We start from the raw sequence: 21,879 nt of genomic DNA, 5'->3' as shown, positions 1-21,879 counted from the left end.
AGGAAAAATTAACGATGGGTAAGTATTTTGGAACAGATGGATTTAGAGGGGAAGCAAATGTTGACTTAACAGTTGAACATGCTTATAAAGTAGGGCGCTATCTTGGATGGTACTACTCTCAAAATGGTAAAGCAAAAGTTGTGATTGGGAAAGACACAAGAAGAAGTTCATATATGTTTGAATATGCACTAGTTTCAGGGTTAACAGCTAGTGGTGCTGATGTTTATTTATTACACGTAACAACAACACCTTCAGTATCATATGTTGTAACAAGTGAAGAGTTTGATTGTGGAATCATGATTTCTGCTTCTCATAATCCTTATTATGATAACGGAATCAAAATCTTAGATGGTAATGGTCATAAAATGGATGCTGGAGTAGAAAATTTAATCGAGCAGTACATTGATGGTTTAATTGATGAATTACCATATGCAACCAAAGATGAAATTGGGTGTGCTTTAGATTATTCAATCGGTCGTAATCGTTATATTGGATATCTGATGTCGATTCCCACTAGGGCATTTAGAAATTATCGTGTAGGTTTAGACTGTGCCAACGGTGCTAGTAGTGCGATTGCTAAAAGTGTTTTTGATGCTCTAGGAGCTAAGACTTATGTAATTAACAGTGATCCTGATGGGTTAAATATCAATACTAATTGTGGTTCAACCCATATTGAAGTCTTACAACAGTACGTAAAGGAAAACGCACTAGATATTGGTTTTGCTTATGATGGAGATGCTGATCGCTGTATTTGCGTTGATGAATTTGGACGAGTTGTAGATGGGGATCTAATTTTATACGTTTGTGGTAAATATTTAAAAGATCACGGAGAACTTGCTAATGATACTGTTGTTACAACAATCATGTCAAATCTTGGTTTATATAAAGCATTTGATAAAGAAGGTATTAAATATGAAAAAACCGCTGTTGGCGATAAGTATGTAAATGAAAATATGGTTAAAAATGGTCATGTTTTAGGTGGTGAACAATCTGGACATATTATTTTCTCTAAACATGCCACTACAGGTGATGGGATTTTAACATCTTTAAAAGTAATGGAAGCTGTTATTGAAAGTAAACGAACTATCGCGCAATTAATTGAACCTGTTACTATTTATCCTCAATTAATGAAAAACGTTCCTGTAAGAGATAAAAAAGAAGCACAGGAAGATCCTGATGTAAGAGCGGTTATTGCTGAAGTTGAAACTGATTTAGGTGAGAATGGTCGTGTTTTAGTTCGTGAAAGTGGAACTGAACCGGTTGTTAGAGTAATGGTTGAAGCAGATACTGATGAAAAATGTCTTATTAATGTAAATAAAATTGTTGATAAGATGAAGGAAAAAGGATTTGTAATCAAAAGATAAAATAACATAATGTCACACAATATTGCCATATAATATGGCAATATTTCATATATATTAAAAGTGAGGTGAAATACATGCAATTTAGAATAAATATTATTGATGATGAAAAAAATTTAAATGATTTAGTAAGAACCTATTTAGAAAAAGAAGGATATATTGTTTATTCTTTCTATACATATGATGAAGCTTTAATGCATAAGGATGATGATGTTCATTTATGGTTGATTGATATTATGTTGGATCGTGCTAGTGGATTTGAATTATTTAATGAGATTAAGGCTAGTCGCCCTAAAATGCCAATTATTTTTATGTCTGCACGAGATCAGGAATTTGATCGGATTATTGGATTAGAAAAAGGTTCTGATGATTATATAACCAAACCTTTTAATATTAAAGAAGTGATTTTAAGAATTAATAATTTAATTAAACGTTCATATGATGATCCATCAAAAATTAAGATGGATGGATATGATATTGATTTAGAAAAACGGCGCGTATTTAATGGTGGAGAAGAAGTAATTCTAACAACGAAAGAATATGATTTATTAGTTTATTTTATTACTAATAAAGGCTTAGCTATCTCTCGGGAACAGGTTTTGAATAAAGTATGGGACGAAAACTATTATGGTAGCGACCGGGTAGTTGATGATACTTTAAGACGTTTAAGAAAAAAAATGCCAGAGATTAATGTACGCACGATCTATGGTTTTGGCTATCGTTTAGACTAATGTTAAATAAGTTTTCTTTGCAGCGACAGTTAAGCAGATTTTCTTTACAAAAGCAGTTAATTATTATCTTTTCATTATTAGCGATGCTTGTTATATTGATTTTAGTACCGTTGATCAATAAAAATCTTAATGCTCTAATAGATGAAGAGATGTTTAAAACGCTAGATACTTCACAGAGCGCATATATTGATTTTGATTATTCACCAATCGCTAAATCAAGTGATAAACAAATTTATCATATGACTTATGATAAAAATACTAACTATTTATTTCCACCATCTAATCTAACTCGTGATAAAGTTTTAGCGTTATATCCAGTATTTGCTGATAAACTTAATGAGATGCTAAAAGGAAATAAAGATAAGATCCAGGCTAAAGGGACACTTGATGGCGATACTCTTTATTTTCAAATAACTAAAAAAGATAGTGATTCTTATATCATTTCATTAGTATACAGTGATTACTCTGCTAGTTTGATTTCATCAATTAGGCAACAAATAATAAATATTTTATATGTATCATTTGCTGTTATTGGCGCAATTATTTTTATTTGGGTTAGTGGCTTAATTAAACCATTAAAATTAATTAGAAATTATATAGAAGACATACGTAAAGATAAACAAAGTGAATTAAAGATTGATCGTGGCGATGAAATTGGTTTTGTTTCAGATGAACTTGTTGCGATGAAAGAAGAAATAGATAAACAAAGCAAGATCAAAGAAGAAATGATTCATAATATTTCCCATGATTTAAAGACACCGATTGCTTTAATTAAATCATATTCACAAAGCGTTAAAGACGATATTTATCCATATGGTGATAAAAATTCATCAATGGATATAATTATTGAAAATGCAGAACGTTTAGACGGTAAAGTTAAAAGTTTATTATATTTGAATAGATTAGATTTTATTAGTGGTGAAAATTCTGATAGTGAAGTTGATATGCATGAATTAATTGAACATATTGTTATCCAATTACAAGGAATGCATCCTGAAATTGAAATTGAAACAGATTTAGCTTTCGTTTCATTTAAAGGTGATGAAGAATGTTGGCGCATTTGTGTGGAAAATATAGTTGATAATGCTTACCGATATGTCGATAAAAAAATAAAAATTATTTTAAAAAATGATTATTTAGAAATATATAATGATGGTGAGCCAATCGATAATGATAACATTGAGGCTCTATTCCAACCGTATGAAAAAGGAACAAAAGGTCAATTTGGGTTAGGTCTATCAATCGTACATAAGACATGTACTATGTATGGATATAATGTAACGGCGGTTAATCAGGAAACTGGAGTAAGCTTTATTATTGAAAAGAAATATAATTAACAATCCAAGGCTATGCCTTGGATTTTATTTACGTTATAATAAGTGATAATAAGTGGGTGATTAAATGTTAGACAAAAAAATTGAGTTCTTTATAGCGACTGTTGAAACAGGTTCTTTTTCTGGTGCTGCAAGAAAGTTAATGCTGTCACAATCGGCAGTTAGTCAACAAATAAATTTATTAGAAGAAGAGTTAGCTGTTAAATTATTTGATCGCTCTAATTATCGCCCTAGATTAACTAGAGCCGGTGAGTTCTATTTTAAAAAATGTCAGGAACTTGTTGCTATTTATGAAAAAATGAATCATGAGGTTAAATTGATTGATTCCTATAGTATTCGTATTGGGATAACTGGCCCATTTGAAAATCATCATATTCCTTTTTTAGTTAAATTATTTAAAGAAAAGTACCCACAGATAGAAATAACAATTATAAAAGGTAGTTTTCAAAGTTGTAAAGAATGGTTAAATAATAATCAGATTGATGTTGCTTTTGCTATTGAAAATGATTTTATTAATGAACCTAAAATTACCTATGAAGTTTTACTGCAGCATCAAATATGTGCAATTTGCAGTTATGAGCATCCATGGGCTAAGTTAACTAAGATAGCAGCGCAGAATCTTATCAATCAACCGCTAATTTGTCTATCAAGAAAGTTTGGGGAAGGCTTTTATCATGATTTTGTAGAAGCTTTTAATAAAGATAAGATTGAGCCAAATATTATAAAGGAAGTAGATACTCTTGATGAGTTGATTTTATCAGTTAAGCTTAATGAAGGAATTGGTCTAACTTCACGTGAAGTTGTTAATGAGGAAGAAGTAGCGATTTTAGATATTATTAATTCGCATCATCATGCAAACTATGTTATTGGTTATGCTAGGGATATAAATAATCAATTTATTTTTGATTTTGTTGCGCTGGCGAAAAGATATTTTAATAAAACTCTATAAGTAATTCTTATAAAGTTTATAAGATTATAGCTACTATTTTTTATAATTATCTAGCTCTATAATATTAATATATAGATGGAGGAAGATAAGATGTCAAAAGTAATAGTAACAGGTGTAGATGGTAATTTTGGAGGCTATGTAGCGAGAAATATTACTCAGTTAAAAGAAAAAGAAGATTTGATTTTTACTTGTCCATTTGAAGAAGGACTAAAGGAATTTAAAGATACTGGCATTGATTGTCGAGTAGCAAATTTTAATCATCCAGATGAACAGTTAGTTGAAGCCTTCAAAGGTGGCGATACAATTTTAATAATTTCAGCACCATTTGTTGGAGCAAAGCGTCAAGCAGCACATAAAAATGCAATTGATGCGGCAATTAAAGCAGGGGTAAAAAAAGTTGTTTATACATCATTAGTAAATGCTCGTGATGTAGAAAATCCTAGTATTGAAAAAATCGATCATGCATGGACTGAAGAATATATCGAAAGTACTGAATTAGATTATATTTTCCTTAGAAATTCACAATATGCTGAAGCAATGATAACTAGTTATTTAACATCTAATGGTAACTTATTGAGTTGTCAAGGAGATGGAAAGATGGCATATATCTCACGTTTGGATTGTGCGATGGCAGCGATGTATGCACTAACAAAAGATGATATGCATAAGCAAGTTTTAAATATTAATGGTCCTGAATTATTGACTTTACATGAATTTGCGGCAATTGGAAATAGAGAAACAGGAATGGATGTAAAAGTTGTCGATGTTAGTGAAGAGGAGGTATATGCTGGATTTGATGCTATTGGGGTACCACGTACTACTGATGGAACATTTAAAGATGGCTCACCAGCTCCTTATTCAAGTGATGGAATGGTAACTTTTGCAAGAGCAATCCGAATTGGTAAAATGGATAATTTTACTGATGATTTTGAAAAATTAACTGGTGTAAAACCACGTACAGTGGCTTATATGTTTGCCAATAACAGTGAATATGGTGTTGGGGCAAGAAATTCTACAGATGACTAATTATTAGCTTATTAATTGGTAGTGATATTATTGAGAAATCAATAATATTACTATCAATTTTTATTTGATAGAATATGTCAAATAAAATACCAAGATTATTTAAGAATTTATTTAAAGAAATAGAATTATTTTATGCTATGATAAAATTATGGAGGCGGAAAAATGAAATTATTATTTAAACAGCGCTTTTTTTCATGGCTAGATAGTTATGATATTTATGATGAAATGGGGAATACAGTATACACTGTAAAAGGTGAATTAAGCTGGGGACATAAATTACAGATATATAATGCTGATGGTTTACCTGTTGGTACAATCAAAGAAGAAGTTTTCACTTTTTTACCTAAATTTGCGATGTACCTTAATGATGAATATATTGGTCAAATAAAAAAAGAACTAACATTATTTAAACCATCATTCATTTTAGATTATAATGATTGGAAAATTTCTGGTAATTTTTGGGAATGGGATTATGAAATCATTGATTCTCGTGGTATTGTTATTGGAGATATTAATAAGGAATTATTTAATTTTACGGATACTTATTCTCTAACCATTAGTGATCCACGAAATGCAATCTATGTTTTAATGATTGCTTTAGCTATTGATGCGCAAAAATGTTCAAATAACAGTTAATAAGACACGAGAGTGTCTTGTTTCATCTTATGAAAAATAATTACTAAATTAATGAAGAGGTTTATAATAATAACCGAAGGTGGTAAAAATGGGGAAAGATGAAAACAATTTTGCGCGTGGCAGTATTCCACGACATATTATAAATTTAGCTGGTCCAATGATAGTGGCACAGTTGATCAATGTTTTATATAATGTTATTGATCGTATTTATATTGGAAGAATTCCAGATGTTGCGACATTAGCTATGGGAGGACTAGGGCTATGTTTGCCACTGATTTCTATTATTATTGCTTTTGCTAATCTATTTGGTATGGGCGGTGCTCCACTTTGTTCAATTGCTCGAGGACGTGGTGATATTGAAGAGGCTGAAGAAATAATGGGTAATTCTTTCATGCTATTAATTATTTTTGGGATTGTTTTAACAGTTATTGGTTTGATCTTTAAAGAAGATTTGCTGTGGCTCTTTGGTGCCAGTGAACATACAATCGGTTACGCTAATGATTACATGACTATCTATTTATTAGGGACAGTTTTTGTACTGATTGGTTTAGGTATGAATAGTTTTATTAATAGTCAGGGATTTGCTAAAATCGGAATGATGACTGTTTTGCTGGGAGCAATAGTTAATATTATTTTAGATCCAATTTTTATTTTTGGACTAGATTTAGGGGTTAAAGGAGCTGCTTTTGCAACAGTTATTTCACAATTTATTTCTGCATTATGGACATTACGTTTTCTTACAGGGAAAAAAACAATATTAAAGATAAAAAAACAGTATTTGAGTTTAAAAGTAAAATATGTCACAAAGATTATTTCCCTAGGAATGGCAGGGTTTATGATGGCAATCACTAATTCGATTGTAACAATCGTATGTAATGCGACATTGCAACAATATGGAGGAGATCTTTATATTGCAATTATGACGATCATTAATTCAATTAGAGAAGTTGCTTCTTTGCCGGGGCAAGGAATGGCAAATGCTTGTCAACCAGTATTAGGATTTAACTATGGTGCTAAAGAGTATGCACGGGTTCTTCAAGGAATTAAATTTGTAACTTTAACGGCACTATCAATGATGCTGATAGTTTGGCTGGCAATAACGGTATTTCCTGAATTATTTATTAAGATATTTAGTCATAATCAAGAAATCATTACCCATGGCGTGAGTGCTTTACGTTTGTATTTCTTTGGCTTTTTCATGATGTCATTTCAGATGACAGGACAAGCAGCAGCAGTTGGATTAGGAAAGTCAAAACAAGCTGTTTTCTTTTCAATTTTTAGAAAAGTAATTATTGTTGCCCCGCTAACAGTGATCTTGCCAATCTATATTGGCATTGATGGAGTTTTTATTGCAGAAGCAATTAGTAATTTTATTGGTGGTGGTGCCTGTTATATTACTATGTGGTTTACAATTGCGAAAAAATTAAAATCGGGTATTATTAGTGAATAATAGTAAAAGGATTATAAGTGTTATAAATCGCTAATCAATAATATTAGCGATTTTCTTTTTAAATTATGAAAAAATAAATATTGTCAAATAAATGATGATAAAATCATGGTAATTTGGAGGTACTAAAATGAAATTAAAAGAAAATTTTTTATGGGGTGGCGCTACAGCTGCGAATCAATATGAGGGTGGCTATAATGAAGGTGGTCGTGGATTAAGTATTAATGATGTTGAAAAGGGTGCTAAACATGGAGTACCTCGTGAAATTCATGAGTATATTCATGAAAATACATATTATCCATCACATGTAGCTACAGATTTTTATCATCATTATCAAGAAGATATTAAACTATTTGCCCAAATGGGTTTCAAATGTTTTAGAATGTCGATTTCATGGTCAAGAATTTTCCCACGTGGTGATGAAGAACAACCTAATGAAGAAGGTTTGGCTTTTTATGATAAAGTATTTGATGAGTTATTGAAATATGGAATTGAGCCAGTTGTAACCCTATCACATTATGAAACACCATTGACTTTAGTTAATGAATATGGTTCATGGAGAAGTCGTAAATTAGTTGATTTCTTTGAGCATTATTGTAAGACCGTATTTTCTAGATATAAGGATAAGGTTAAATACTGGATGACTTTTAATGAAATTAATGGCTGTTTAGAGGTGGCTCGTCCTTGGCATCAAGCGGGAATCGTTTATCGTGATGATGAAGATCATTATCAAACAATTCTCCAAGCTAGTCATCATATGTTTGTAGCAAGCGCTAAAGCAGTGATTGCAGGGCATGAAATTAATCCAAATTTTAAGATTGGCTGTATGTTAATTTATCCAACAACATATGCAGCAACTTGTAACCCGGAAGATCAGATTATGATGAGAAATAAGATGCTAAATACTTTCTATTATGGTGATGTTCATGTTCGAGGACGTTATACAAATACATGTACTTCATTATTGCATAAACATGGTGTTGAAATAAAAATGGAGCCTGGAGATGAAGAACTTTTAGCGAAAGGTAAAGTTGATTATATTGGTTTTAGTTATTATTTTTCAGCTGTTGAGGGTAATGATGCTGAAGAAATTGAAGGAAATGTTGTTAAAGGTGGACGTAATCCGTATTTAAAGATGACAGATTGGGGTTGGCAAATTGATCCATTAGGATTAAGAACAGCTTTAAATGAGTTATATGATCGTTATCAATTACCCTTGTTTATTGTAGAAAATGGAATGGGAGCAGTAGATACAGTTGAAGTCGATGGTTCAATTAATGATGCTTACCGTATTGATTATATTAAAGAACATATCAAAGCATTTAAAGATGCAGTTGAGATTGATGAAGTTGATTTAATGGGATATACCCCTTGGGGATGTATTGACTTAGTGGCAGCAAGTACCGGTGAGATGAGAAAACGTTATGGTTTTATCTATGTTGATAAGGATGATGAGGGTAACGGAACCCTTGCACGTAAACCAAAGAAATCATTCTATTGGTATCAAAATGTTATAAAAACAAACGGTGAGGAGCTGTAATGACTTAGGTCGTTACAGTTTTTTGTAGAATGTGTTAAAATATTCTACAAAGGGGAGAGTTTTATGGAAAATTATTGTCGCAAAATGGCCTGGCTCTTATATAATAGAGGGCTAGTCGATAAAGAAAATGTTGAAGATCTGCGCTTTTTGCTCGAACTTATTTTGACACAGGTTATAACGATCATATCAGTCTATATAATTGGTCTATTATTTATGGATGCACTGAGTATCTTGATTATTTGTGCCTGTTTTGTAGCCGGGCGAAAATATCTAGATGGTTATCATGCCGATACTTTTAGAAATTGTTATTTACTGACGATGTTAAACTTTATTTTTTGTATTTTTATGAGTAGGATAGTAGCATATGTTGAAATATTTTATTTTATAGGAATAGGAATATCATTATATTTATTATTTAAATATAGATATAAAAAAATAATTATTTTTAATTTATTCTATATATTGATAATAGTATTATTTAATACAGGTATAGTTTATCAAATCAATATGGTTAATTATTTTGTAATAGTATTGATGAGAGTGATAAGAGGGGAGGAATTAAAATGATCTCTATTGGGATAATCGATGATGAACAAGTATATTTAGATAAAATTAAAGATATTTTAATCACAAATTTTGATGACATTAGAGTCTATTCGTATAATTCTGCGAGTAAAATAGATAATGATCTAGATTTTATATTACTTGATATTGATATGCCCGATATAGATGGAATTATTTTTTCAAAACAACATCGTAATTACAGAATTGTATTTGTGACTAATTATGATACTCGGATCAAGGAAGCTTTTGGACCTAATGTATATGGATATGTATCAAAAGGAAATCTTGAAGAAGAATTAGTAGAGAAAGTTAAAGAAGTGATTGAGATAATCAAATGTGATTATTATGTTACGTTTAAGGTAAATGGAATAGATATAAATATTAGGATTGACGATATAATTTACTGTCAGTATTTAGGTAATCATATTGTTTCAATAGTCTATCATGATAAAAAAATTAATATTAATAATAGTTCTTTGAAGAAAGTAAAAGAGGTTTTGAATGAATATTTTATAGAAATAAGCCAGGATATAATAATAAATAAACATCGAATTATTAATTTTGAAGATAGATATGTGTATCTAGATGGAATCAACAGTAAATTTGAAGTAAGTGTAAGAAAAAGAAAGTTAGTGAGAAAAAGTTTTTATGAGACATTTAGATGATAGAAGTTATTAGTGAATATTTTTATTGTTTAATTTATGTTATCGCACTTACATTTACTGCGAGTTATCTATTAGAGGAAAAGGTTAAATTTAAAAGAGTAGTTATAATGGCACCGCTATATGCAATTGTAAATTATCTTGTAGCAGGGGCTACTAGTAATAATTTTTGGGAATACATGATTGTGAATTCTATTATCATAGTCATAGATTTTTGCTATATTTGTATTTTATTTAAAAAAACAAATGTAATATTCTATGTTTCTTTATTCCAGTTATTTTATATATTTACTGTTAATTCTCTAATCCATGTTATTAATATTATTATTGGATTTAACCGTGAGGTTACATTATCATTTAGTATTCAAAGGCTTATCATGGTCTTTTTAATAAATATATTAACAGTTATTTTTATTGTTGTTTTGGATAAATTAAAGATTATTCCCACTCAGAAAGTAATAAATCGTCAAGTAAAATTATTTATCATGCTCGATATATTAGTTTATTATGCGATGGTAATTATATATAATATTGGTGTGGTAAGATTGGTTAATTTAATTACAGTATTAGTGTTGATTCTATTATTTTTGTGGATAATGTTTTTAAAAATATTGTCTATGTATGTTGAAACAACAATCAGAAATGAAGAATTGATAATGGAGGATATATCTAATAAATATATAAGTAAGTATCTTGATTTTTATAATCAGGAAAGTGATAATTTAAGAAAATTAAAGCATGACCTAAAGAATCATCAACTTGTATTAGAAAGTCTAGATAAAAAGAATCAATATACTCAATATATTGATGAAGTATTTAAGGGAATTGGTCAAGTAGCATATATTGAAAGTGGTAATATTTATATTGATGCTTGTTTATATGCTAAACAACAAGAATATCCTGAGATAATTTTTGATTTTGATATAAGTGTTGCGGGTTTGGTATTTAATGAAAAAGATTTAACATCATTAATATTTAATTTAATTGACAATGCATGTAACGAAGCATTAAAACACAATAAGTTAGTATCAGTGATGATTAGATATACTAATAATTTATTAATCATTAGAATTAAGAACACTTGCCCGATTAAGCCTAATTTTAGTACGGATAAAGGTGAAGGGCATGGGTATGGATTAAAAATAATTAAAAATATTGTTAATAAATATCATGGTGATTTGTTTATCGATTATCATGATGATCAAGTAATATTTAATATTAAAATAAACACTTAAGGAGGTATTTTTAACATATGAGGAGGTGTAAAAAAACATTATCTCGATTTATGTTATATTTTAGAAGTGAGGAGGATATGTAGATGAAAAATATGATTAAAAAAGTTATTAAAAAAAGAATAGAAAAAGTAAAACTTAATGGTTATAATTGTTCACCTTGTGATTATTATAGACCAAAAAAACCAAGTAAATAATAGTACAAACTTTTGGGAGAGGGTAAATGTACTAAATAGTAATATTTATTAATGGCATAGCCAAAGCAAAAATTTATATAAATAAGATTCAATATAATCAATTTCTATAAAGATAGAATCGTCGTACATATACATTAAATGGGATAAAGCGTATATAATAAAAAGTGATTTTTATTATTACTGAGGGTTGTTAGCATGGCTTTTTTATTATAGAGACGAGATTTTGAACCTTTGTTTAGTAAATTATGTTATAAAATAGCTGGATTAATAATATGTTCGATTAAAAAGAGATATTAATTATTTAATATCTCTTTTTAGCGTGTGCCGGGCATGGCTGGCATGAATTCAGTTAGAGATAAACCAACCACAGGTAGTTACCGTCAAGCGTAGAAAACCACAACCTGTTGACAGTAATGACATGGGTGAAGGAAGTAATGTGATGTAGCGATTCTTTTGAACATGTGAACAGGAACTTAATGAGGCTAAATGGTGGATAAGGTTGCGCTACAAACCAAAGTCCAAATGGTATATGTAAGACTAAGACAGTAAATCAAGACATTGTGAAAGAATTAGGATTCATGCTCTACTTCGAGAGGCTTTATGGACGAGGAAGTCTAGTAAACTTTAAAATCAATGATAGTATCCTCGGTAGAAAAAGGTTTATCGTAAGAAGTTAGATGAAGTCATAGTAGGTAGAGATACTGGAGGACTAAAACGTTTATAGAGTGCAAATTTAGTAATGAAGACATCTTTAAATGTGCTAATATAGAATTAGGGCGGTATAGTAGGATGAATGTCATAAACTTTATTATATTACCGAAAATATTAGGTATTAAGAAAGGGAAAGACCTGGATTGGTACATCGCCTAAATTACTATCTTAAGAGTTTGTAATTTGATATAAATGTAGAGCCGTATACTAGACCTGCACGTACAGTTCAATCGGTGGGGCAATAAATTATTTTATTCCTTTAACCTATTACTGATTATTTAGAAAATAAAAAATATTTAAATTGTTGATGAGCCAGGGAATAAGTTAAAAATAATATAGTATTATTAGCCATGTTAGGATATCCTGATATGGTTTTTTATGCTATAATAGTACTATTTTATATAGTATTAATCAAAAGTTCATTAATAGTTAATAATAAATAAATATACTTAGGTCGTATAAAATAAAATTAGGGAGCAAATATGAAAGAAAAGTTCTATCGCTTTATGCAAGGAAGGTATGGCATTGATCAATTAAATAGTTTTTTAATGATTGTCTGTGTCATTTGTTTTATCGTAAATATGTTTATTGGCAGTATTGTTTTAACTTTTATTGCTTATGGAACATGGCTATTTGTAATATTTAGAATGTTTAGTAAAAATATTTATGCACGTAATCGAGAAAATGACAAATATTTAAATTTCTTTAGTCCACTTAGTCGGTGGTTAAAACTAAAATTGATGAGTAAACAAGATCCAAGTAACAAATATTTTAGCTGTCCTAAATGTAAGCAGATGGTTAGAGTGCCAAAAGGACATGGAACTGTTGTAGTAACTTGTCCCAATTGTCAAAACAAGTTTGAAAAGAGAACATAAAGATGTTTGGCTACGTTGTTATCAATAAACCAGAATTAAAATTTAAAGAATTTGATGTTTATCAGTCATATTACTGCGGATTATGCAAAACTCTTAAGGAAAAGTATGGTAGCCGGGCTCAAATCTCTTTGAATTTTGATTTGAATTTTATTAGTATCTTATTGAGTGGCTTGTATGAACCGGAAACTAAGATAGGGGAATCACGATGTGTTATGCACCCTTTAAGTAAGCATACGACTCGTTACAATGAATGTGTTGATTATGCCGCTAAAATGACGATTGTTTTAACATATTTTAAATGTGAAGATGATTGGTTAGATGAGCGTAAGATTAGTAAACAGGCATATAAAAGGTTGTTAAGAAAAGCATATCAAGAAATTAAGGAAGAATATCCAGATAAGTTGGCACATATCGAAACTTGTTTACATTGTATTAATGACTATGAAAGTCAAGGAATTACAAATCTTGATGAGATTTCTAAATATTTTGGTGAAGTAATGGGTGAAATATGTGCTTATAAAGATGATGAATGGCATGATGAATTATATGAATTTGGATTTTATTTAGGGAAGTTTATTTATTTTATTGATGCTTATGAAGATATTGAACAAGATTTAAAAAAGAGAACATATAATCCGTTTAAAGAATTATATCAAACGGATCAGTTTGAGGATAAATGCAAAGATATTTTAGAATTAATGATATCTGAAGCAACCATGGCTTTTGAAAGATTGCCAATTATTGAAAATGCCGCAATTATAAGAAATATCTTGTATGGTGGGGTATGGAATAAGTATGAATTAGTTAGACAAAAACGATTGGAAGGTAGGAAATAATGAACCCGTATCAAATATTAGGAATATCATCTGATGCAACTGATGATGAAGTAAAAAAAGCATATCGTACGTTGAGTAAAAAATATCATCCGGATGCGAATATTAATAATCCTAATCAAGCTGCGTATACCGAAAAGTTTAAAGAGGTGCAGACAGCTTATAAAACAATCATGGATGATCGTAAGCGTGGTTTTACAAATCGAACTTATGGCAATACCCAAGGTGCGGGGTATAATGGACAATCACAATCTAGCTATCAGTATAATGGTAATGATCAAGCTGCTTTTAATGAGGCTGCTGGATTTATTAATGCTCGAAGATTTCAAGAAGCACTTAATATTTTGGAACAAATTAAGACTCGTAATGCAATGTGGTTTTATTATAGTGCTGTAGCAATGAATGGAATTGGTAATAACATTACAGCAGTTGAATATGCGCAGACGGCTGCCCAAATGGAACCTGGAAACTTGCAATATCTATTATTTTTACAGCAGTTAAAAGGTGGTCAAAGACAGTACCAGACAGGGCAGCAGACTTATGGTTCGCCTTTTGGCAGTACAATGCAGTGCTGTTATAGTATTATGTTACTTAATTGTATGATGAATTGTTGTTGTGGTGGCCGGATGTGCTAGAAGGAGATATGATTAATGAGTAAAGTAATTGGAATTGACTTAGGTACAACAAATAGTTGTATGGCTTACATGGAAGATGGTAAAGGGATTATTATCCCGAATGCAGAGGGAAATAAAACAACCCCTAGTGTTGTTGCTTTCACTAATGATGGAAAACGGTTAGTTGGTGAAAATGCTAAACGTCAAGCTGTTACTAATCCGTTAAATACAGTAGCATCAATTAAACGTGAAATGGGAACTGCATATCGTAAAAATATTAATGGTAAAGACTATAGCCCTCAAGAGATTTCAGCAATGATTTTACAAAAGTTAAAAATTGATGCTGAGGCTTATTTACATGAACCAGTAACAGAGGCAGTCATTACAGTTCCTGCTTATTTTAATGATGCCCAACGTCAAGCAACTAAAGATGCGGGGCGAATTGCTGGTTTAAATGTTAAACGGATTATTAATGAGCCAACAGCAGCAGCCTTAGCTTATGGCTTAGAAAATAGCTATGGACAAAAAATCATGGTATTTGATTTAGGCGGTGGAACATTTGATGTTTCTATTATCGAAATTGGAAATGGAGTAATTGAAGTTTTATCAACATCTGGAGATAATCATTTAGGTGGTGATGATTTCAATGAAATTATAGCTAAGTATATTGTTGATGAATTTAGAAGAATTGAAGGCATTGATTTAAGTCATGATCAAGTAGCAATGCAAAGAATTAACGAAGCTGGTGAAAAAGCTAAAATAGAATTATCTACAATGATTACGACTATTGTGAATCTTCCTTTCATTACTAATACTAGTAGTGGACCAAAAAATTTAGAGGTTGAAATTAGTCGAGCTAAATTTAATGAATTGACAAAAGGCTTAGTTGATCGGGTTGTTATTCCAATGCAAAATGCTTTAAACGATGCACGTTTAACACCACAAGAATTAAATAAAATTATTTTAGTTGGAGGTTCTTCAAGAATTCCGGCTGTTCAAGATAAGATTAAAGAAATTACTGGCAAGGAAGCAAGTAAATCATTAAATCCAGATGAATGTGTAGCCCAAGGAGCTAGTATTCAGGGTGGTAAGTTGTCTGGTGATATAGCAGCTACTGGAAATTTTGATGTTCTATTACTTGATGTTACACCATTGACTTTATCAATTGAAACGATGGGTGGTGTGGCAACGCCATTGATTGAGCGTAATACTACAGTTCCAACGAGTCATAGCCAAATTTTTACAACTTCTGCTAACTTCCAAACTCAGGTAGAAATTAATGTTCTTCAAGGGGAACGTCCATTAGCCAAAGATAATAAAAGTTTAGGAAAATTTAAACTAAAGAAAATTAAACGGGCAATGCGTGGGGTACCCCAAATTGAAGTTACTTTTGATATTGATGCTAACGGAATCGTTAATGTATCAGCTAAAGATTTAGCGAGTGGAAATATGCAAAGTATTACTATTGAAAATACTTCGAATATGTCTGATGATGATATCGAAAGAGCTATTCATGAAGCTAAACAGTATGAACAGCAAGATGCTGTTACTAAAGAGCGTTTAGTTTTTAAAAATGAAGTTGAAAATTTGATTCTTACGGTTGAAGCAGCTTTATCTAAAAATGGTAAACAAATTGATAAAGCAATGAAATCAAATATTAAAAACGAACTTGCAAGCTTTAAAAAGTTAACTAAAAAAGTTGATTTTGAAACATGTGATCAGATTCAGTTTGATGAAATCAAAACAGCAAAACTTAATTTGGAAACAGTTGCAGCATCATTGTTATCAATGCAATAATCCTTGGTTATAACCAAGGATTTTTTAGGAGGAAAATATGATAGACGAGATTTTAGCTTACAATCGGGCATTTGTGACTAATAAAGGATATAAGCCTTATACGACGAGTAAATATCCTGATCGCAAATTAGCGATTGTTACTTGTATGGATACCCGTTTGATTGAATTATTACCAGCGGCTCTAGGAATAAAAAACGGAGATGCAAAAATCATAAAAAATGCTGGTGGAGTTATTGTTCACCCTTTCGGTAGTGCGGTACGAAGTTTATTGATTGCTATTTATGAATTGAATGTTGAGGAAATCATGATTATCGGACATACTGATTGTGGAGTAGGAAGTATCGATATAGAGGCAATGTTAAAGAAGATGGAAAAGCGTGGAATCAGTGAAACGGTTATTAGGGATCTTGGATATTGTGGAATTGATTTTAATAAATGGCTGGGCGGTTTTGATGATGTTGAGATATCTGTTAAAGAAAGTGTTAGTTTGTTAAGACGACATCCTCTGTTGCCTAAAAATATTGAGATTCATGGACTAGTGATGGATTCAAGGACGGGCGCTTTAAGTTTAGTGGAAAAAAATTGATTTTTTTTGTTTAAAGAGCATCATGAGATTCTAGTTTTGTTACTAGAATCTTTTAATTATGTAAAGAAATACGGTATAATGGAAAAGTAGAAATATCTTAACTTAATATATCTTGTCTTGTTAACTATTTCACTTGACAATGAGTATGATTTGTGGGATATTTTATCTAATGTACGAGAACTTTGAAATTAAGTAAATGGGGAATAGTTAAATGAATGATATTATTGAAGAAATTCAAAAGTTAAAAAAAGAAAAAAATGCTGTCATTTTGGCACATTATTATGTTGATGGTGCAATCCAGGATATTGCAGATTATTTAGGTGATTCTTACTATTTATCAAAAATTGCTGTTGATTGTCCACAAGATGTAATTGTTTTTGCTGGAGTTGAATTTATGGGTGAAAGTGCTAAATTATTAAGCCCAAATAAGACAGTTTTAATGCCTGATAAGGATGCTGATTGTCCAATGGCTCATATGGTTGATGAATATTTTATTGCCCGTCTTCGTAAAGAGTATGAAGATCTATGTGTTGTATGCTATATTAACTCAACTGCTGAAATTAAAACAATGTCAGATGTTTGTGTAACATCATCAAATGCTAAGAGAATCGTTGAAGCTCTACCAAATAAAAATATTTTATTTATTCCAGATCAAAATCTAGGAAAACATATTGCTGAATTAGTACCAAGCAAGAATTTCTTATTCTGTAATGGATATTGCCCAACGCATTATCGGATTACACCAGAAGATATTTTAACAGCTAAAGAAAAACATCCGGGGGCACCTGTATTGATTCATCCTGAATGTAAACCAGAATGTGTAGAGTTGGCAGATTATGCTGGCAGCACTTCGGGAATTATTGATTATGCAACAAATGATCGGGAACATGATGAGTTCATTGTTGTCACTGAAATAGGCGTGATTCATGAAATGGAAAAACGTAATCCTGGAAAGAAATTCTATCCAGCAACTGATAAATTAGTATGTCCAAATATGAAGAAAAACACGCTTGAAAAAGTACGTGATTGTCTAAAGAATAATACTAATCAAGTAGAGCTTGATGAAGAGTTTATGGAAAAAGCTAAGAAACCATTGGAAAGAATGCATGAATTAGCAAAATAAGAAGGTGTAAATAATGAATAATAATTATGACGTAATCATTGTTGGAACAGGAGCTGCAGGGTTATTTGCAGGGTTATGTTTACCTGCTGATTTAAAAGTTTTAATGATTACTAAAGATAAAGTTGAAAATAGTGATTCTTATCTAGCTCAAGGAGGAATCTGTACTTTAAAGAGTGCTGATGATTTTGATGCGTTTTATCAAGATACTTTAAAAGCCGGTCGTAACGAAAACAATCCTGAATCAGTTAAAATCATGATTCAGCAGGCACCTCAAATTATGAAAGATTTGATGGATTATGGTGTTGAATTTGATCGCGATACTGAAGGAAATTTAGCTTATACACGTGAAGGTGCTCACTCGGAATATCGGATTTTACATCATCAGGATGTTACTGGTAAAGAAATCACTTCTAAATTAATTAAACAAGTTGAAATGCGGAATAATATCACAATGGTAGAAGATGCTACAATGCTGGATATTATTAATCATGATAATATTGCAACAGGAATCGTTATGGAAAATAATGGTGAAATTATTCAAATTAATGCTAAAGTTATTATTCTTGCAACTGGTGGGATTGGTGGATTATTTACCCACTCATCTAATTTTAGACATATCACCGGTGACAGTTTTGCAATTGCCTTAAGAAATAATATTGAACTGGAGAATATTAATTATATACAAATTCATCCAACTACTTTATATACAACTAAACCGGGTAGAAGTTTTTTGATTAGTGAATCGGTTCGTGGTGAGGGGGCCCATTTATTAAATCCTGATATGGAGCGTTTTGTTGATGAATTATTGCCTCGTGATGTTGTAAGTAATGCGATCAAAAAAGAGATGGATAAATATAATGTACCCCATGTTTATTTATCTGTTACACATATGGATCCAAAGCAAATCAAAAGGAGATTTCCTCACATATATGATCAATGTCTTGCTGAGGGTTATGATATGTTTACGGATCCAGTTCCTGTTGTTCCGGCTCAACATTATTTAATGGGAGGAATCAAGAGTGATACTTACGGACAAACTTCAATGAATAATCTTTTTGCAGTTGGAGAGACTGCTTGTAATGGGGTTCATGGCGCTAATCGTCTTGCAAGTAATTCTTTATTAGAGAGTTTAGTTTTTGCTAAACGAGCAGCCAAAGTTATTGCTGATGGTATTGACAAGATTAGCCTTTACGAAAAAGTAGTAGATTTAGATGGCTATGATAAAGAAAAGCTAAAAAAAGAAAATAAAGAAATAATTATGAATGAAATAAAAAGAAAAGATGGTGAATTCTATGATAAATGGTGTAAATCTTAAGGTAAACATTGATGATTACATCTTAAGTGCGTTGAAGGAAGATATCACGAGTGATGATGTTACAACAAATGCAGTAATGCCAGAAGCTAAATTAGGACATGTTGATTTGATTTGTAAACAGGATGGGATCGTTTGTGGTTTAGAGGTATTCGAACGGACTTTTAAATTATTAGATGAAAATTGTAAGTTTACAACAAAATATAAAGATGGTGATGTAATCAAAAATGGTGATTATATCGGTGAAGTAATTGGTGATATTAGAGTTTTATTATCTGGAGAGCGTGTTGCTTTAAATTATTTACAACGAATGAGTGGGATCGCTACTTATACAAGTGAATCAGTAGCAATCTTAAAAGGATCTAAGACAAAATTATTAGATACACGTAAAACTACACCAAACAATCGAATTTTCGAAAAATATGCGGTTAAAATAGGTGGTGGAACTAATCATCGTTATAATTTATCAGATGGAGTATTAATTAAAGATAATCATATTGGAGCAGCTGGAAGCATTGCTAAAGCAGTTGCAATGGCTCGTGACTATGCCCCATTTGTTCGTAAAATTGAAGTTGAAGTTGAAACTTTAGAACAACTTCAAGAAGCACTTGAGGCTAAAGCAGATATCATTATGCTGGATAATATGGATAATGCGACTATGAAGGAAGCAGTGGCAATGATTGGTGATAAAGCTCAGAGTGAATGTTCTGGAAATGTTACTAAAGAGCGCTTAATGGAGATTGCAGAGATTGGGGTTGATTTCGTATCTTCAGGTGCGATTACTTATGCTGCTCCAATTCTAGATTTTTCAATGAAAAATTTACGACCATATTAAATAGATAAAGTTAATTGGGCTGGTTTAAGGAATAATCTTAAATCAGCTTTTTTAGTTAATAAAAATTATTTTATGATTAATTAAAAAAAGTGTAGTTTATTGACTAATTAAAAGGGCATACTTAATCTGGTGATAAAATGGAAAATGAATCATATTGGCAGCATACGATTACGCTGCCTAAATACCCGCAGATAAACAAAAATTGTAACTATGATGTTGTTATTGTTGGCGGTGGGATTAGTGGTGTAAGTTTAGCTTATCGTCTTAATAACAGTAATTTAAAAGTAGCATTATTTGAAAGTGACACACTTGGTAGTAAAACAACTGGGCATACTACAGCTAAGGTTACTTATTTGCATGGTGCTGTTTATGCTGATATTTATCAGGTCTATGGCCGGAGTAAAGCAAAACAGTATTTAGAATCAAATTATGAAGCTTATCAGGATATTAAAAAAATAATTGAAATGGAACAAATCGAGTGTGATTTTAAAGAAAATATTGCTTATGTAGGAGCAAGTGATACAACAAATGCAAAGAAACTTGACTGTCAAATCAGATTATTTAAATCTTGGGGATTTGAGGTTTTAGAAAATCGATTGAAGAATTGTCAGATTTCTATGGGACTTAAACAGCAGGCTATTTTTCATCCATTAAAATACCTAAAAGGATTACTAGCGCAATGTAAGCATATTGACATTTATGAACATTCATTAGTAACAGGCAGCATGCATCAAGATGGATTGGTATGTTTGGAAGTTAATGGGTTTAAAGTTCAGGCAAGACAGGTAGTTTGGATGACTCGCTATCCCCCTAATTTACAACATGGTTATTTTTTTAGAATTATTCAAGAAAAAGAACATGTCATTTTTCAAGAAGGACAGAGTAATGGTAATAGTATTTTAGATTTATCGACTAATTATTCTAAACGATATTTAGATGAACAGCATATTTTAATGATAAAACGAATTGATGATCTTAATCAAGTTTACTGGTATGCCCAAGATGGAAAGCCGTTAAGAAAAATACCTTATATTGGTAAAATGAATGAACAAGAATATGTGGCCTATGCTTATAATAAGTGGGGGATGACGTTAAGTCATGTTGCTAGTAAATTAATTTATGACTTAATTATTAATGATGAAAGTAAATATGCCTCTCTATATCAGCCTAGTTATGGCAATTATTTAAAATCTGGGGCGGATATGCTGAAACTAGTTAAAAATAATTATCATGGGATGATAAAAAATCGTTTAGTTTCTAGTAAAAAATTAAAGTTAAAGAAGCAGCAGGGTAAAGTTATTCGACATCAAGGACGATTATTAGCAGTTTATAAAGATGCTCAGGAACGAATATTTTATTTCTCGCCATATTGTCCGCATTTAAAATGTGTGGTGCAGTATAATGAGATTGATAATACATGGAATTGTCCATGTCATGGTTCTATCTTTGATTGTCATGGAAAACTTGTAAGTGGACCGGCAACTAAAGATTTAAAACAATATTGAAAAAGCATG

The 21,879-nt window shown here is 31.0% G+C and carries 20 protein-coding genes; all 20 read left to right on the top strand.

All coding sequences use genetic code 11. The annotated features are described in order from the left end of the window. Positions 1-14: 14 nt before the first annotated feature. Positions 15-1,364, top strand: coding sequence for a phosphoglucosamine mutase (gene glmM, locus EYR00_RS13665; RefSeq protein WP_003536900.1), 1,350 nt, complete (start codon positions 15-17; stop codon positions 1,362-1,364). 74 nt (positions 1,365-1,438) lie between these two features. Further along, entirely contained in the window at positions 1,439-2,092 is a 654-nt protein-coding gene (locus EYR00_RS13660) for a response regulator transcription factor (RefSeq protein WP_003536901.1), read from the top strand. Next, positions 2,092-3,429 carry a sensor histidine kinase gene (locus tag EYR00_RS13655; RefSeq protein ID WP_003536903.1) on the top strand — a complete coding sequence of 446 codons (1,338 nt, stop codon included), beginning with the start codon at positions 2,092-2,094 and terminating at the stop codon, positions 3,427-3,429. The genes EYR00_RS13660 and EYR00_RS13655 overlap by 1 nt, the downstream gene beginning before the upstream one ends. 64 nt (positions 3,430-3,493) lie before the next feature. Continuing rightward, positions 3,494-4,375, top strand: coding sequence for a LysR family transcriptional regulator (locus EYR00_RS13650; RefSeq protein ID WP_003536905.1), 882 nt, complete (start codon positions 3,494-3,496; stop codon positions 4,373-4,375). A gap of 90 nt (positions 4,376-4,465) precedes the next feature. Then, positions 4,466-5,401, top strand: a complete 936-nt coding sequence (locus EYR00_RS13645; RefSeq protein WP_022007944.1) for an NmrA family NAD(P)-binding protein — start codon at positions 4,466-4,468, stop codon at positions 5,399-5,401. A 162-nt stretch (positions 5,402-5,563) separates the two neighbouring features. Continuing rightward, positions 5,564-6,037, top strand: coding sequence for an LURP-one-related/scramblase family protein (locus tag EYR00_RS13640; RefSeq protein ID WP_003536909.1), 474 nt, complete (start codon positions 5,564-5,566; stop codon positions 6,035-6,037). Positions 6,038-6,125: 88 nt separating this feature from the next. Next, a complete protein-coding gene (locus EYR00_RS13635) occupies positions 6,126-7,487 on the top strand; it encodes an MATE family efflux transporter (protein ID WP_003536912.1) in 1,362 nt (453 codons plus the stop codon). A gap of 127 nt (positions 7,488-7,614) precedes the next feature. After that, entirely contained in the window at positions 7,615-9,024 is a 1,410-nt protein-coding gene (locus tag EYR00_RS13630) for a 6-phospho-beta-glucosidase (protein ID WP_003536914.1), read from the top strand. 63 nt (positions 9,025-9,087) lie between these two features. After that, positions 9,088-9,591: an accessory gene regulator B family protein gene (locus tag EYR00_RS13625; RefSeq protein WP_003536916.1), complete on the top strand. Its 504-nt coding sequence runs from the start codon at positions 9,088-9,090 to the stop codon at positions 9,589-9,591. Next, positions 9,588-10,253 carry a LytR/AlgR family response regulator transcription factor gene (locus EYR00_RS13620; protein WP_003536917.1) on the top strand — a complete coding sequence of 222 codons (666 nt, stop codon included), beginning with the start codon at positions 9,588-9,590 and terminating at the stop codon, positions 10,251-10,253. Before EYR00_RS13625 ends, EYR00_RS13620 begins: the two co-directional genes overlap by 4 nt. Next, a complete protein-coding gene (locus EYR00_RS13615) occupies positions 10,250-11,485 on the top strand; it encodes a sensor histidine kinase (protein ID WP_003536919.1) in 1,236 nt (411 codons plus the stop codon). The genes EYR00_RS13620 and EYR00_RS13615 overlap by 4 nt, the downstream gene beginning before the upstream one ends. A gap of 1,387 nt (positions 11,486-12,872) precedes the next feature. Beyond that, positions 12,873-13,265, top strand: a complete 393-nt coding sequence (locus EYR00_RS13610; RefSeq protein ID WP_003536921.1) for a hypothetical protein — start codon at positions 12,873-12,875, stop codon at positions 13,263-13,265. 2 nt (positions 13,266-13,267) lie between these two features. Then, positions 13,268-14,101: a DUF5685 family protein gene (locus EYR00_RS13605; RefSeq protein ID WP_003536922.1), complete on the top strand. Its 834-nt coding sequence runs from the start codon at positions 13,268-13,270 to the stop codon at positions 14,099-14,101. Beyond that, positions 14,101-14,733 carry a J domain-containing protein gene (locus EYR00_RS13600; RefSeq protein ID WP_003536923.1) on the top strand — a complete coding sequence of 211 codons (633 nt, stop codon included), beginning with the start codon at positions 14,101-14,103 and terminating at the stop codon, positions 14,731-14,733. The genes EYR00_RS13605 and EYR00_RS13600 overlap by 1 nt, the downstream gene beginning before the upstream one ends. A gap of 15 nt (positions 14,734-14,748) precedes the next feature. After that, positions 14,749-16,509: a molecular chaperone DnaK gene (gene dnaK, locus EYR00_RS13595; protein WP_003536924.1), complete on the top strand. Its 1,761-nt coding sequence runs from the start codon at positions 14,749-14,751 to the stop codon at positions 16,507-16,509. Between the two features lie 37 nt (positions 16,510-16,546). Further along, on the top strand, positions 16,547-17,095 hold the full coding sequence (locus tag EYR00_RS13590) for a beta-class carbonic anhydrase (protein ID WP_003536925.1): 549 nt from the start codon (positions 16,547-16,549) through the stop codon (positions 17,093-17,095). Between the two features lie 211 nt (positions 17,096-17,306). Further along, positions 17,307-18,218: a quinolinate synthase NadA gene (nadA, locus tag EYR00_RS13585; protein WP_003536926.1), complete on the top strand. Its 912-nt coding sequence runs from the start codon at positions 17,307-17,309 to the stop codon at positions 18,216-18,218. Positions 18,219-18,231: 13 nt separating this feature from the next. Then, a complete protein-coding gene (locus tag EYR00_RS13580) occupies positions 18,232-19,533 on the top strand; it encodes an L-aspartate oxidase (protein WP_003536927.1) in 1,302 nt (433 codons plus the stop codon). Continuing rightward, positions 19,511-20,365: a carboxylating nicotinate-nucleotide diphosphorylase gene (gene nadC / locus EYR00_RS13575; RefSeq protein ID WP_003536928.1), complete on the top strand. Its 855-nt coding sequence runs from the start codon at positions 19,511-19,513 to the stop codon at positions 20,363-20,365. Before EYR00_RS13580 ends, nadC begins: the two co-directional genes overlap by 23 nt. A 137-nt stretch (positions 20,366-20,502) precedes the next feature. Beyond that, positions 20,503-21,870, top strand: a complete 1,368-nt coding sequence (locus EYR00_RS13570) for an FAD-dependent oxidoreductase (RefSeq protein WP_003536930.1) — start codon at positions 20,503-20,505, stop codon at positions 21,868-21,870. The last annotated feature ends 9 nt before the right edge of the window (positions 21,871-21,879 follow it).

This window comes from Thomasclavelia ramosa DSM 1402, assembly GCF_014131695.1.
In the GTDB taxonomy this organism is placed as follows: Bacteria; Bacillota_I; Bacilli_A; order Erysipelotrichales; family Coprobacillaceae; genus Thomasclavelia; species Thomasclavelia ramosa.
This window is presented reverse-complemented; position numbering and strand designations above follow the sequence as displayed.